Source organism: Pantoea eucrina (assembly GCF_001691555.1).
Classification (GTDB): domain Bacteria; phylum Pseudomonadota; class Gammaproteobacteria; order Enterobacterales; family Enterobacteriaceae; genus Pantoea; species Pantoea borealis.
Genome location: NZ_MAYN01000001.1, coordinates 372825 through 385992, shown reverse-complemented (window position 1 = coordinate 385992; position 13168 = coordinate 372825). Strand labels below are relative to the sequence as shown.

General features: G+C 55.9%; 7 protein-coding genes. 2 read left to right on the top strand and 5 right to left on the bottom strand.

Going from position 1 to position 13168, the window contains the following annotated elements; translation table 11 throughout:
- Positions 1-44 precede the first annotated feature (44 nt).
- Positions 45-5915 (bottom strand): autotransporter outer membrane beta-barrel domain-containing protein, encoded by a 5871-nt coding sequence (locus BBA90_RS01750; protein WP_240484872.1) that lies wholly within the window; start codon positions 5913-5915, stop codon positions 45-47.
- Positions 5916-6497: 582 nt separating this feature from the next.
- Positions 6498-7748, bottom strand: a complete 1251-nt coding sequence (locus tag BBA90_RS01745) for a sensor domain-containing diguanylate cyclase (protein WP_065647667.1) — start codon at positions 7746-7748, stop codon at positions 6498-6500.
- 421 nt (positions 7749-8169) lie between these two features.
- On the opposite strand from BBA90_RS01745, the gene BBA90_RS01740 reads away from it, so the two are divergent.
- Complete coding sequence (locus BBA90_RS01740) at positions 8170-9576, top strand: PLP-dependent aminotransferase family protein (RefSeq protein WP_240484871.1); 1407 nt, start codon at positions 8170-8172, stop codon at positions 9574-9576.
- 73 nt (positions 9577-9649) lie between these two features.
- Positions 9650-10114 carry a YlaC family protein gene (locus BBA90_RS01735; protein WP_065647602.1) on the top strand — a complete coding sequence of 155 codons (465 nt, stop codon included), beginning with the start codon at positions 9650-9652 and terminating at the stop codon, positions 10112-10114.
- 69 nt (positions 10115-10183) lie between these two features.
- On the opposite strand, the gene BBA90_RS01730 is transcribed toward BBA90_RS01735, so the two are convergent.
- The 3 genes from BBA90_RS01730 to BBA90_RS01720 form a co-directional block, all read right to left on the bottom strand.
- On the bottom strand, positions 10184-10804 hold the full coding sequence (locus tag BBA90_RS01730; protein ID WP_065647601.1) for a pyridoxamine 5'-phosphate oxidase family protein: 621 nt from the start codon (positions 10802-10804) through the stop codon (positions 10184-10186).
- Positions 10805-11043: 239 nt separating this feature from the next.
- Positions 11044-12075 (bottom strand): methionine synthase, encoded by a 1032-nt coding sequence (locus tag BBA90_RS01725; protein ID WP_065647600.1) that lies wholly within the window; start codon positions 12073-12075, stop codon positions 11044-11046.
- 23 nt (positions 12076-12098) lie between these two features.
- The gene (locus BBA90_RS01720; protein WP_065647599.1) at positions 12099-13082 is read right to left on the bottom strand and encodes a DUF1852 domain-containing protein; all 984 of its coding nucleotides are present in this window, start codon (positions 13080-13082) and stop codon (positions 12099-12101) included.
- Positions 13083-13168: the final 86 nt, after the last annotated feature.

Here is a 13168-nt window from a genome sequence, read left to right as displayed (position 1 = left end):
CGCAGCCGGCCTGAAATCCTGCTCAGGCCGGCTAATATCCCCGCTTAAAACGACCAGCGCACACCGGCATTGTAGTGCCAGCCGCGCGCACCGTTACCGTCAATCTCTTTGCGATAATCGGTTTCAGCATAGAGGGAGACATCCCGGGTTAGCGTCGCGGTGCCGCCAAGGCCGACATTCCACATCTGCCCGAACTTACCGCTGTCAAAACGCTGGCTGTCCGTGCCGTCAGCCGTACCTGCCCGGGTCTTTGCCGTTCCGCCCCAGCCGTGATAGTAATTGACGCGCAGATAAGGCGTGTACTGCCGCAGGCTCTCATCCTGCCACGTACGGTCCAGGCGCGCGCCGAGCCGGCCAACGGTCTGCTGGTAACGATCCCAGGAGACACGCGTCTGATCCCGATCGGTCAGGCTGTCCATATCCAGACGCTGCCAGGTCAGCTGCGCCTGGGGTTCGATACGCCATCCCTGCGTCATCTCTATGGCGTAGCCTGACTCCAGTGACGCAGCCCAGCCGCTGCCTTCTGGCGAAGCCACCGCTTTTTGCCGCATGATGTCTGTTTCACCACGATAGCGGTTCCATGACAGCGAGCTGTCAACATAGAGGCCGCTGTTATGCTGCCACGTGCCATACAGCGCCACGCTGTCGCTGTCGAATGCAGTTGAGCTGTAGCCATCTGCCGCATGCGGACGAATACGCGTGTTGCCACGCGTCCAGGCGATACCCCCGCGCAGGCTATCGTCTGCGCCATCCAGACGGATGAGGTTGCCGCCGAGCTGTACCGCACTGTAATCAAGGTCAGCATCATAGCCGTAATTGCTCAGGCCCCGGCTACTCTGATAATGCATGTTTGCTCCCAGATAGCGAACAAACATCTCTCCGTCCGCTGCATCGGGATCGTGCTGCTGGCGCAGTTCGCCCAGCCGCTTATGCAGATCGTCAGTGATCGCCAGCGTGTACCAGGCCAGGCCAACTGGAGCAGAGATATAGGACGGGATCTGCGGCGTCACCGCCCTGCGCAGGCCGGTTTTGCCATTGCCTGACTGCGGCTGGCAGAGCACGCCGTCTGCGCAGACAAATGCGTTAGCCAGACGGTAATCGCTGAAATCATCGCCGCTGCCGCTGAGCTGACGCTGGCTGGCGGCGCTGCTGCCTGGCGCAAAACTATATAAACGATATTGCCACGGGCCTGAAGCCACATACCCCTGTTTCAGTGCAAAGCTCTGCGGAGCGGCTCTGCCTGACACCTGCGCCAGCGAAACACCCTCTGTCGCCCCGATAATTCCGTCACGGTTGCGATCCATCAGCGGCGCGCCGCGCAGTTCATCATCAATCAGCGTCGTGCCGCTGACGTTACCGTTAACGCGTAAGCTATCGCTGCGGGTGGCCGCAGAGTTGAGCCGCAGCGTGCCGTTTACTGAAGTCAGGTCGCCGTTGATCGTCAGCGAGTTACCGGCCTGGCTGCTGCCGTTTGTCAGGTCCAGCGTACCGGCGTTATTCACCTGCAGCGAGGTAGCGCTGCCGCCCTGCAGCAGCGGCTGAATACCATTTCCCGCCTGCAGGGTCGAGTTCGCGTCAATATTGATGGTGCTGTGCGCCAGGCGAAGGTTATCCGTGAGCGTCCAGCGGGTGCCGGAAAAATTCAGCGTGCTCCAGCCGGCGCCGATATTGGTTCCTTTTTTCGGATCGTCGCTGGCAAAGGAACCGCCGCGCGCCGTCAGGTCGTGCAGATTGAGCGTGCTGCCTGCACCACCGGCCGTAGTAATGTGCCGGGTGTCCTGCAGGCTGATGTTTTGAACGGTGGCGCGGTTGTTTGCACCGCTGCCCATGGTCAGGCTGCCCTTCAGCGTGCCGCCGGTAACGATCAGCGTATCTTCACCGTTACCGGTATGCACATCGCCGGTGACTCTGCCGCCCAGCAGCGCAACCACATCCCGGGACGCCCCCCCGGCGACCACCACGGTGTGTGGATTGGGTGCGGTTACGGTGCCTTCGTTGATAAAGACAGACGCACCGCCGCGCAAATCAATGATAGGCGCAACGAGACTTTGCGACGTGATATTACCCTGATTGATGACCCGTCTGGCGGTACGGGTTACCACGGCGGATCCCCCGTTAGCAGACTCAATAGCAATGGACCCCGCAGTGACAACGTCCCCTGTCGTATTCGCCCGTATGGCGGTGCCTTTACCGGGAACCGTGATGGAATAGCCCTGGCCGATAAACAGATCGTTACGCGTCGCTGAACCATCTTCATTCGCAAAAAGATAGCCGGTCCCGCCTTCGCCCACGATAATCTGCGCGTAGCCTTCACCGTCAAAAGAGACCGCTGACCGGATACCGGTTCCACGCCCGGTCTCCAGCCGCACATTTTGCAGCGAGATAGCCGTTAACCCGGCACGGTTATTGATAACGCTGCCACGGCCATAGGCGCCCAGCGTAATATCACTGGCCTGAAACCACTGCGCCCCGTTATCCAGCAGCACGCCATCGGCACGCCCGCTGGCCGTGATTGTGCTGTAGCCCTGGCCATCGCCCTGAACCGCCAGACCGCCACTGTTTCCGACCCGCAGCGCGGCAATTCCGTCATCTACCTGCAGGCGGCTGCTCTCGCGCGGATAGTAGTAACCATACCCGCTGCTGGCATCAATGCCGGTGCCTGAAGCGATACGCACGCTGCCAAAGTTAAGAAACGACGCGTTGTCGTGCACGCGCGCCCCCGTACTCTCTGGGCCGGTTAAATTCACCACGCCCTGATACTGATTGAATATCGCCGAATAGTAGCCTGCGTCGAAGGCGGTGATCTGACGACCGCGACCGGTAATATCAGAAGCAGCATAGACGGTTGCCTGGTCACCGGCGGTTATTACGCCACTGGTGTTATTGCCGTTGAGTGCGATGGGACTGGTGACGATCCCTTCACCCCGCTCATAGACGCGCAGCGCCGCAGCGCCCCTGCCATTGACGTTATACCTGTCGGTGCGGTAGGCGTATGACGTACTGCCCGAGACCGACACACCGGTCGTATTGGCTCCGCTCAGCGTGATCGTGCCAGGTTCACGTGCATACACATCGCCACCATTGCTGACCTGATAAAGCGTCGAGCCGGCTGTGCTGACGTCAGTGCTGCCACCACTGCTGAAAATAATGCTGTCCACATCGGTGGCCTGATAGCCGATCTGGTTGTCATGATGAAACACCACGCGGCTTGTCGCGCCGCTGTTGATGATGGCGTTCTTTTCAGCGCGGGCACCGACCACATTGGCGCCATACAGATTAATGAGGCCGTTCTGGTTCAGAACGGCCTGCTCACCGCTGGCGACCGCGCCCAGGGTTGTCTGCCGGTTGCCCGATCCGCCATACACATTTAATGCGCCGCGGGTGGTTATTTCTGTGGTCGCGGTGCTCTCCTCCGGCGTGGCGAAACCGCCAGCGTATAAGCCGGTAGCGCCGCGCAGCACGCTGATATCTCCCCGATTGACAACCTTTGCGCCAAAGCGGGCGAGGATCCCCACTGAACCTTCTCCCCCTGAGGTGATATGACCGGTATTGATCAGCTGCGCCTGGTTTAATGCCACCAGCCCGGACTGCCCATCCGCCAGCCCGCGGATAGCCGCATGACTGGTCAGCAGCGTGCGGCTATCCGGCAGGAAACCGGCGCTGATAATGCGACCGCTCAGATCATATTTATACCCGTCAACTGTCGCAGCGCTGGCACCTTTGCCGGTCAGACGCAGCCGGGTTTCAGCGTTGAGGGTGCCCTGCGCGCCGCCTTCAATCCGCACGGCGCTGGCATACGCTCCCGCATTGAACACGGCGTTACGCGTTACGATATCGCTGCCCCGGCCGCTGCCCACGATGCCGGTGGCGCCCGGTGCATTCAGCGAGAGAGTGGTACCGCTGGCGTTAAAGTCCGCGCCGTCCGCCAGGCGGAACAGCGTCCCGTTGGGGCTGGAAGTGGCGTAGCGGCCGCTGGCGGGCAGCCGGATCCGGGCGTCCGGGCCCTGGATAAGAAAACTGATCTGATTCCGGCCTTCGCCGGCGCGCGGCACTGCGCTGGCGGCGATATCCACCCGGGCGTTGCCATCTGCACGCACGCCGATAGCCGCATCACCCTGTAAATTGATCCGTCCACGCAGCATGGCGCGCGCCTGACCGCCCTGCTCGCCGGTTACCCGGACGGCCGTGTTATGCGTGCCGCCAGGCAAGTCCGCATCACCCTTTACATTGATAGTGCCGGCGGACCAGGCGCTGGCGCTATGGTTCTTCGTGGCGAGAATGCGCAGGCCGGTGCTGTTATCACCGTTAACATTGATTGTTCCTGCGTTGCCCACCCGCCCGTACTGCCCGGCATTGAGCACCAGCATGCCGATGTTTTCCAGCGGCTGAGGCTGTGCCCGTCCGTTGATATCGATAACGCCGTTATTCAGCGTCAGCGCATAAGGTGCATTTTCCACGCGCATACCTGCGGCGTTCTGCACGCGGGAGCCGATGACAATACGGCCATTATTGATCACACTGCTGTTACCACTTTGCTGAATACCGCTGACGCCGCCGCTCAGATTAACCGCAACCTCCTGCGTCCTGTCCGTTTTGCGATTTTGCGGCGACCGTCCGATGGCGATCGTGCCTTTTTCCGCATTAACAAAGTGCCCTGCAGCGCTTAACGTGACCCCTGTCGCTGAGCTGTTATTAACCACGTCCGTGACGCCGACATTGATGCTGCCGCGATTAACCGCACTGCCCTGAGCGATCCAGATTGCGCTGCTTTCCCGGCTTTCAGATCCATTACCGGGAGCAAGATTAATCACGCCATTATTCATGAAGCGACTGCCACTTTTTACCGCAACGGCTTTACCGATATCGCCCAGCGTCCTGCTGTCCACGCCTGTGCCGCTGGCGTTATTCAGGAAGCCCGCGTTCAGCGTGCCGTTATTTATTCCGGTGCTGCCTGAAAGCAGCGCCAGCGCCCGGCTCGCTGTACTCCCCGAGCCGGTAACCGCGAGCTTGCCATCAATAATGGCCGTAGCGCCATTGCTGGCCTGCATCGCCGTGCTGGCGTTGATGACCTCAAGCGTACGCTGTGCAGAAATTTTCACGCTGGCGTCAGGACCGTTCGCACTTAACACCACCCGTTCGCCCACCGGCAGCCTGACTTCATCACGGCTGTCGGCGGCACCGGTGCGATAAAGCACGCGACCTTCATTAAGTGAAAACGCTTTATTAAACGCGTGGCCATACGCTTCCTGCGTAATATTGTCGTTCAGGAGCTGATTAATCAGCCAGTCATTATAATTACGCAATTCTGCAAGCGACGTTACCGTGAACGTTGTGACCCCGCCATCCCGCGTATTGACGTTAAACGTCCCGGTATAATTCACCACGCTATCTCTGCTGAGCGTCAGTTGATTGTTAGCGGGAGGTGCCTCAACGGCGGTGAAAATAATACGGTTATTACTGTTCCAGTTGAGATGACCGCGCTGCGCCGTGGTAAAAAGCTGGCTTTGTCTGGCCGCCATTGACCAGCGATTTGTGGCCGAACCTGCATTTCTGTCAGGTCGCCCGATATTTATATTAAGCGTGCCGCGTGTAACTGAGGCGACGCGGGCATCAATATATTGCCGATCGTTTACAGCATAAAAGTCCTCTACCTGTGTCTCTGTATTAATCCCCGGTAAATCTGTAAAGGCCAGGCTGTCATAAACGTGGAAGGATTTATAGCTGTTGTTCGCGGGATCGGGAATAACGATATTCAGATTTTGCTGCCCGACGTTAATACGGGGTTGCCCCGTTAGCGTATCAGTAACGATCCGGCCCGCACGCTGTAGCTCACCCAGCGTTGTGCGGGTTACGCCACTCTCGCCCGGCGTAAACTGCGGCAGCCCGGTCAGCGTCTGTACTGAACCATCACGCAAATAAAATGCACCCGCTTTATAATCATTGTTTTCAGGCGTATAGGGTTTTAATATCTCCGCCGATGCATTTAAAACCGGAAACATCATACCTTGTGCTGCAATAAGGGCCAGAAGTACAGGATTTAATTTAAACACGATATTTTCCTCAGCTGAGAAAAAAGCAAAGCCTGAAAACACAACATGGCTTTCAGGCATCGGCAGAGCGTATTTATTTTGAAAATGGCAGGAAAAGTAATCGATGCGCAGACAATAACATCACGTTACTAATGCATTGTCCAGCCTGGCTTACGCTTCGTTAGCGCATAAAGCAGAAATTAAGATAAAAGCCTTGCGTATTAATGTATTTCACTGGAGCTGAAAAAAATAATAACTTATTAGTTATTAAATAAAATAGAAGAAATTAATGTACCGTTTTTTAACACCGCTTTTTAAGCGACCACTCAGAAAAATCACAGCCATACCGATTAACTAAATGCATAAACACGTGAAAACTGTGCTGTGCTGTGTCATGCGCACAACCCGCGTCAGGTATCACATCAGGGATTAACAGAACGCCGCGCATGACAGCCAGGCCGGGGCCGGTTACAGATGCGAGGGCAAGCAGAAAAACTGGTATGAGACATCGTGCCGTGCTTTAGCCTGGTACATGGCGGTATCGGCCTGCTGAAGCAGTAGCTTAGCGGATGAAGTAGCAGGTCGCGCCTGGCTTACGCCGATTGCGGCTCCGATGCTTACTGCGCTGTTGCTGATGCTGAAAGGTAGATTCAGACTGGCGATCAGACGCTCTGCAATGGCAGAAGCGGCTTTGCGATCGGGGCATCGGGCTGCCACCACAAACTCATCGCCGCCAAGCCGTGCGACTGACTCATCCGGTGCCATACAGCTTTGCAGCCGTTCACCTATCTGCTGCAGCAGACTGTCGCCTGCCGCATGGCCCATTGAATCATTAACGGCTTTAAATCCGTTTAAATCGAGAAACAGCACCGTCACATAGCGCGGGTCCTGATGCTGTGCAAGCATGCCGTCGACCTGCTTAAAAAACCAGGCCCGGTTAGGCAGACCGGTCAGCGCGTCGCGCATCGCCTGCTGCTCCAGCTGCAGCATTTTCTCTTTGTCGCGGGTGATATCCCGCGACACCAGCACAGCACCGATATTCTTGCCTGTTGAGGGATCGGTTACGCCGCAGGCTTTTGTGCCAAGCGTAATGTAGTGGCCGTTGCGATGCACCTTGTGCACTTCCACTACGTCCGGCTGTTCACCGCCGGTGAAAATAGTGTGCAGCACCGCAGCGGCGGGCGCGCGATCGTCAGGATGCAAAAAGTCGGTGACCTGCTGACCCAGCATCTCTTCAGCTGACCAGCCGATCATTTCGCTGTATGAGGGCGAAATAGAGACATAACGCCCTTCGGCATCGCAGTGAGCAATGAGATCCGTGCTGTTTTCAATCAGCAGACGATACTCAGCCGCCGTGCGCAGCGCATCTTCCAGCGCCTTACGCTGTCCGGTGACATCCAGCACGAAGCCACTGTACTGCAGGTGTGAACCCTCTGACCGATCGCCCGGCAGCCCTGACACAATAACGTGGCGCAGGGTGCCATCCAGACAATTAATGGGCACTTCAATATGAAAAGGCAACACGCGATCCAGCGCCGCAGTGAGCAGCAGCGCAATGTTTGCATCTTCATCAGCCTGGGCGATGCTGAGCCATTCGCGTAGCGTAACGCCTTTCAATGCGGGCATCAGGCCGGCGGGGCTTTCCTGACTGGAAATACAGATCCCCAGGGTGTTGGTGGACCAAACGGCGGATAAAATAGGTTTGATCGTTGTGCTCATGATAGCTGGACCTGATTTATTCTGACGATACGAAAGAAACATATAACTGATTGTGGCAGATATCCCGCTCGCCCTGCTTGCTATCCTGCACGCGCCTAAGAGAACGATAACAGTCAGAGAATAATTTTACGCCTGCCCGATTCGGCAAAACGTCGTTGTTCCTTTGACCCGATACAAAAACTGACGCAGCACAGAAGCTTTATCGGCTGACCCGCCTGCAATCTTTAATCGCTACAGAATGATCCCGGCTTACGGGCCTTGATAATCTCGCTTTACTGTACGCCGGCAGGCGCAGACGCGGGGAGGCATGACGCGCTAAAACAGACTTAGAGAAAAAACTGATGCAATCAATAATGCAATCAAGTTACACCTTGATTATGACTGTGATATATCTGTCTGCGTAATGTCCTGAACAGGATTTATGATGATTACGCCGCTTTTCACACGCTGGGCAACCCTGCTACAGCAGTCTACACAACGTCCGGCCTATCTGCGCATCGCAGATTTCATTGCAGAGGGCATCAGTACAGGCGAGTTGCCTTCACGCTATCGTCTGCCGCCGCTGCGTGAACTGGCGGAAACGCTGGGCCTGAATTACACCACGGTAACGCGCGGTTATGCGGAAGCGCGGCGCAGAGGATTAATTGACTCACGCCCGGGACTCGGCAGTTTTATTCGTGCGCGGGCGTCAGCCTCTTCAGCTCTGCCTGCCAGCACTTACGAAATGACCATGAATGCGCCGGCAGAGCCTGCCGGTGCAGCCGTTGAGGAAGCGCTGCGCGCAGGGGCCATCAACCTGTTTAACCAGACCGACATGCTGAGTCTGCTGCGCTATCAGGATTTTGGCGGCACGGCAGAGGATAAAGCGGCAGCGATGCGCTGGATCGGGCGCAAACTTCACGTAGAGAGCGAAGCGGACGTGCTGGTTTGTCCGGGCATTCACAGCGCCCTGATGGGCATCATGACATTGCTGAAGCGCAAAAAGGGCGCGGTCTGTGTCAGCAGCCTGATTTATCCTGGCATGAAGGCGATTGCCAGCCATCTGGGCGTGCGGCTGCAGCCGGTACTCTGTGACGCGCAGGGGCCCGATCCGCTGGCGTTTGAAGCGCTCTGTCGCAGCGGGGAGATCGGCGCACTCTATATCAATCCGACGCTGCAAAACCCGACCACGATAACGGTTCCGGAGGCGCGCCGGCGGGCACTGGCTGAGTGCTGCCAGCGGTATAACATTACGGTCATTGAAGATGACGCTTACGCTGCGCTCAGTGATGCGCCGGTACCTGCTTTTGCGGAGCTGATACCGGAACTGACCTGGTATCTTACCGGCCTGTCGAAGTGCTTTGGCCCCGGGTTGCGTATCGCGTTTGTGAAAGGCCCGGACAGACAGATGACGCAGCTGCTTTCCGGCGTGCTGCGGGCGCTGACGGTGATGTCCAGCCCGCTCACCAATGCGCTGGCGCGGCAGTGGATCAATGACGGAACCGCAGAACGCATGCTGATGGCTATCAGGCAGGAAGCGGGTGTCCGCCAGCAGATTGCGGCCACCTGCCTGAGCGGATACCCGTTTCAGGCTGACAGCGCAGGTTATCACCTGTGGCTGCCGCTGCCGGGGCTGGTCAACGCTAACGCCTCTGACATTGCGGCAAAACTGCGTGAAAAAGGGATCAGCGCCGTCTCCGGCGCAGCATTTTGCACCGGTAATGTGCCTGCCGATGCGCTGCGTATCTGCCTCGGCGGTTCACAGTCACGTCAGCAGTGCGAAGAAAGCCTGAAAATTCTGGCGGCGATGCTGGCAGATCCGATTCACTTTTCCGGTATGGCGATTTAGCCGCGCGCCGCGGCCGCTAAAAATACACAGTAAAATTTTAACTCCATCATCATGGGCAGATAAGGTCTAAAACATGAGCAATCAACTTAATGCGCTTCTGCAGCAGGAGCTGGACAGCATCAACCGTGCGGAAAAACGCAACGATCGTCCCTATTTCGACGTGTCGTTTATCCGTCAGTATCCGGGGCTGTATGGCCTGATGTGTTTTCTGTTTGTGCTGACCATGGCACTGTTACTCTATTCCGACTCCTTCGGCATGATCGAATATGTTGTCTGCTGTGCCATTTTCGCAGTCTGTAACTTCTTTTTCTTTTTTCACGTGAACCCGTCTTATCGGGTGAAAGATATCGACAAGGGCGCGTGGAAGAACTGCTATACCGGCGACTGGTACATGGAAGTCTATGTCAGGGAGGCGTTTATTCATGACCTGCTCAATGGAGATGTCCTGACTGAAAGCGAAAAAGCCACCCTGCAGGCGCAGTATGCCCGTAAAGGTCATCTCTACTTCGCTGATATCTACCGCCTGAGAACCCGGTAGTCTGCGGAACTGAAAACAGCCTGCTGGCAGGCTGTACAGTGCACGTTGCTGTTGCGGCCTCAGGCCGGGTTAATAGAGCGTCTCTTTCAGGCGACCAGGTAACGCCGCATCGTAGGCGTTCGCATCTATATCCTGCGAAATGCTGTGCAGTATGGAACCGGTGCTCGGCAGCGCCTCCCGCGTGATGTGCGCAGCCGGATCCCAGAGCCTGGAACGGATAATTGCCCGGCTGCACTGAAAGAAAACGCTCTCAACGGTGATGGTCAGAACCGTTTTCGGTAGCTGATTATTCACCGCAAAACGGTTAAGCAAGGCGGGGTCGATGCTGATAACGGCGGTCCCGTTCACGCGCAGGGTCTCTCCGATGCCCGGGATCAGGAAAAGCAGTGCCACCCGATTGTCATGCAGAATATTGCGCAGGCTATCAATACGGTTGTTGCCGCGCCTGTCGGGCAGCCAGAGCGTGCGCTCATCCTCAATGTGTACAAATCCTGCCGGATCGCCTCTGGGTGAAACGTCCAGCCCGTCCGGCCCGCAGGTGGCCAGCGCGACAAACGGTGACGCAGCGATAAAAGGACGATAGGCGGCGTGAATATGATCGGTAACTTTGGTCAGCGAAGGTTTAGCCACGGGGCCGTAGCACGCTTCAAGCGCGCTTAAATCGGTGATCGTACTGCTGTCATCTGCCATGCCGGGTTCCTGTATTTTACAAACCTGCGGCTAAAGTAAGGGATGTTTTGCGCCGGAAGCAATGTGCGCATGACATATTGCTGCGCTGCAGCACAGTTATTTTCAGCGCCTGCGTATAAATCTATTTATTTGTCTGATGAGCCACCTGGCCGGGATAGCCGCAAAAGGGTACAGCGCGGTTAAAAATGATAAAAAAAGGGCCGACGTCAGACGTCAGCCCTGATACATCCTTAAACGTATTACTGGCCCAGCAGTTCACGGCGCACGATGTCAGCACCGGCGCTCAGCGCATCCAGCTTGCCGCGAGCAACCTGACGCGACAGCGGCGTCATACCGCAGTTGGTGCAGGGATAGAGCTTATCCGCATCGACAAACTGCAGCGCTTTACGCAGCGTTTCCGCTACCTGCTCCGGCGTTTCAACCGTGTTGGTCGCCACATCAATGGCACCGACCATCACTTTTTTACCGCGGATCAGTTCAATCAGCTCCATCGGCACGCGGGAGTTCTGACACTCCAGCGATACGATGTCGATGTTCGATTTCTGCAGACGCGGAAAGATTTCTTCATACTGGCGCCACTCAGAACCCAGCGTTTTCTTCCAGTCAGTATTGGCTTTGATGCCGTAGCCATAGCAGATATGCACAGCGGTTTCGCACTGTAATCCCTCAATGGCACGCTCCAGCGCGGCAATGCCCCAGTCATTGACCTCGTCAAAGAAGACGTTGAACGCAGGCTCATCAAACTGAATAATATCCACGCCAGCGGCTTCCAGCTCTTTCGCTTCCTGATTGAGAATTTTAGCAAACTCCCAGGCGAGTTTTTCGCGACTCTTATAGTGCCCGTCATACAGCGTGTCGATCATGGTCATTGGACCGGGCAGCGCCCATTTGATCGGCTGGGTGGTTTGCTGACGCAGAAATTTTGCATCATCAACAAATACCGGTTTAGTACGTGAAACTTCACCTACCACCGAAGGAACGCTTGCATCGTAGCGATTCCGGATCCGCACCGTTTCGCGCTTTTCAAAATCCACGCCGTTAAGATGCTCAATAAACGTCGTCACAAAATGCTGACGCGTCTGCTCACCATCGCTGACGATATCAATACCGGCCCGCAGCTGGTCATCGAGGCAGAGACGCAGCGCATCGCGCTTGGCATCGGCCAGATCGTCACCCGCCGGTTTCCACGGGGACCATAATGTTTCCGGCTGCGCCAGCCAGGAAGGTTTAGGTAAACTGCCAGACGTCGATGTCGGTAATAACTTTTTCACTATAGATAACCTTTTTCCATTAATCAGTGCGCAAACTCAGCAGACCATTGCTCCAGACGAGTCTGGTAAGGCTTGATAAAATGCTGTTCGGTAAATTTACCCTGCTCAACCGCCAGATGCGTGCGCTCTTCACGGTCATATACGATGCGTGTCAGTGAATAATCCTTGTGTGACAGGCTCGGCTGATACTCCTGTCCGGCCGCTGAGTTCGCGTTGTAGATCTCCGGACGATAGATTTTCTGAAACGTTTCCATCGTGCTGATGGTGCTGATGAGCTCCAGATCGCTGTAATCGCGCAGCAGATCGCCGGCAAAATAGAAAGCCAGCGGCGCAACGCTGCCCTGCGGCATAAAGTAGCGCGCCTGCAGGCCCATTTTGGCAAAGTAGTGATCGGTCAGCGAATCCGCGTCCTGCCGATATTCAATCCCCAGAACCGGATGATGGTTACCGGTACGATAATAGGTATTTTTACTTGAGACACTCAGGCAAATGATCGGACGTTTGCTGAAGCTGGCTTTATAGATATCTGAGCTGACAAACCCTTTGAAGATATTGCCGTGCAGGTCACCAAAGTTTGCCGGGGTGCTGAAACCGGACTGGTTTTTATTATGCTCAGACAACACCACGCTGAAATCGTAATCGCGTACCCAGGAGGAGAAATTGTTCCCGACGACGCCTTCAATGCGCTGACCGGTTTTTTTATCCACGATGCCTGTTTTCAGGACTTCGATGACCGGGAACGGCTTTTCATTTCCAGCCGGGTCGATATTCAGCTCAACGGAGATGATATCAAGCTCAACGGCATAGCGGTCAGCTTTCGGATTGTCCCAGTGCGCAAGTGAGTTAAAGCGGTTATCAATCATCTTCAGTGCGTTGCGCAGGTTTTCCTGACGCATTTCACCCCTTGCCAGGTTAGCAAAGTTAGTGGTGATACGCGTGTTTGCAGAAGGATTATAGTTTTCGTCAAAACGAAGGCTTTTAATTGAAAAGGTAAATTCTTTGTTCATCGTAATTTCTCACCTCAATTTCTGATGTAAACCTGCTTCTCTGTCTGCCTGTAAAACCGACGCTGAATGCTGATTTGATATAACCA

Coding starts and splice junctions, on each gene's coding strand:
- BBA90_RS01745 (WP_065647667.1), bottom strand. CDS start 7,748: ATGAGCACAACGATCAAACCTATTTTATCCGCCGTTTGGTCCACCAAC.
- BBA90_RS01740 (WP_240484871.1), top strand. CDS start 8,170: ATGATGATTACGCCGCTTTTCACACGCTGGGCAACCCTGCTACAGCAG.
- BBA90_RS01735 (WP_065647602.1), top strand. CDS start 9,650: ATGAGCAATCAACTTAATGCGCTTCTGCAGCAGGAGCTGGACAGCATC.
- BBA90_RS01730 (WP_065647601.1), bottom strand. CDS start 10,804: ATGGCAGATGACAGCAGTACGATCACCGATTTAAGCGCGCTTGAAGCG.
- BBA90_RS01720 (WP_065647599.1), bottom strand. CDS start 13,082: ATGAACAAAGAATTTACCTTTTCAATTAAAAGCCTTCGTTTTGACGAA.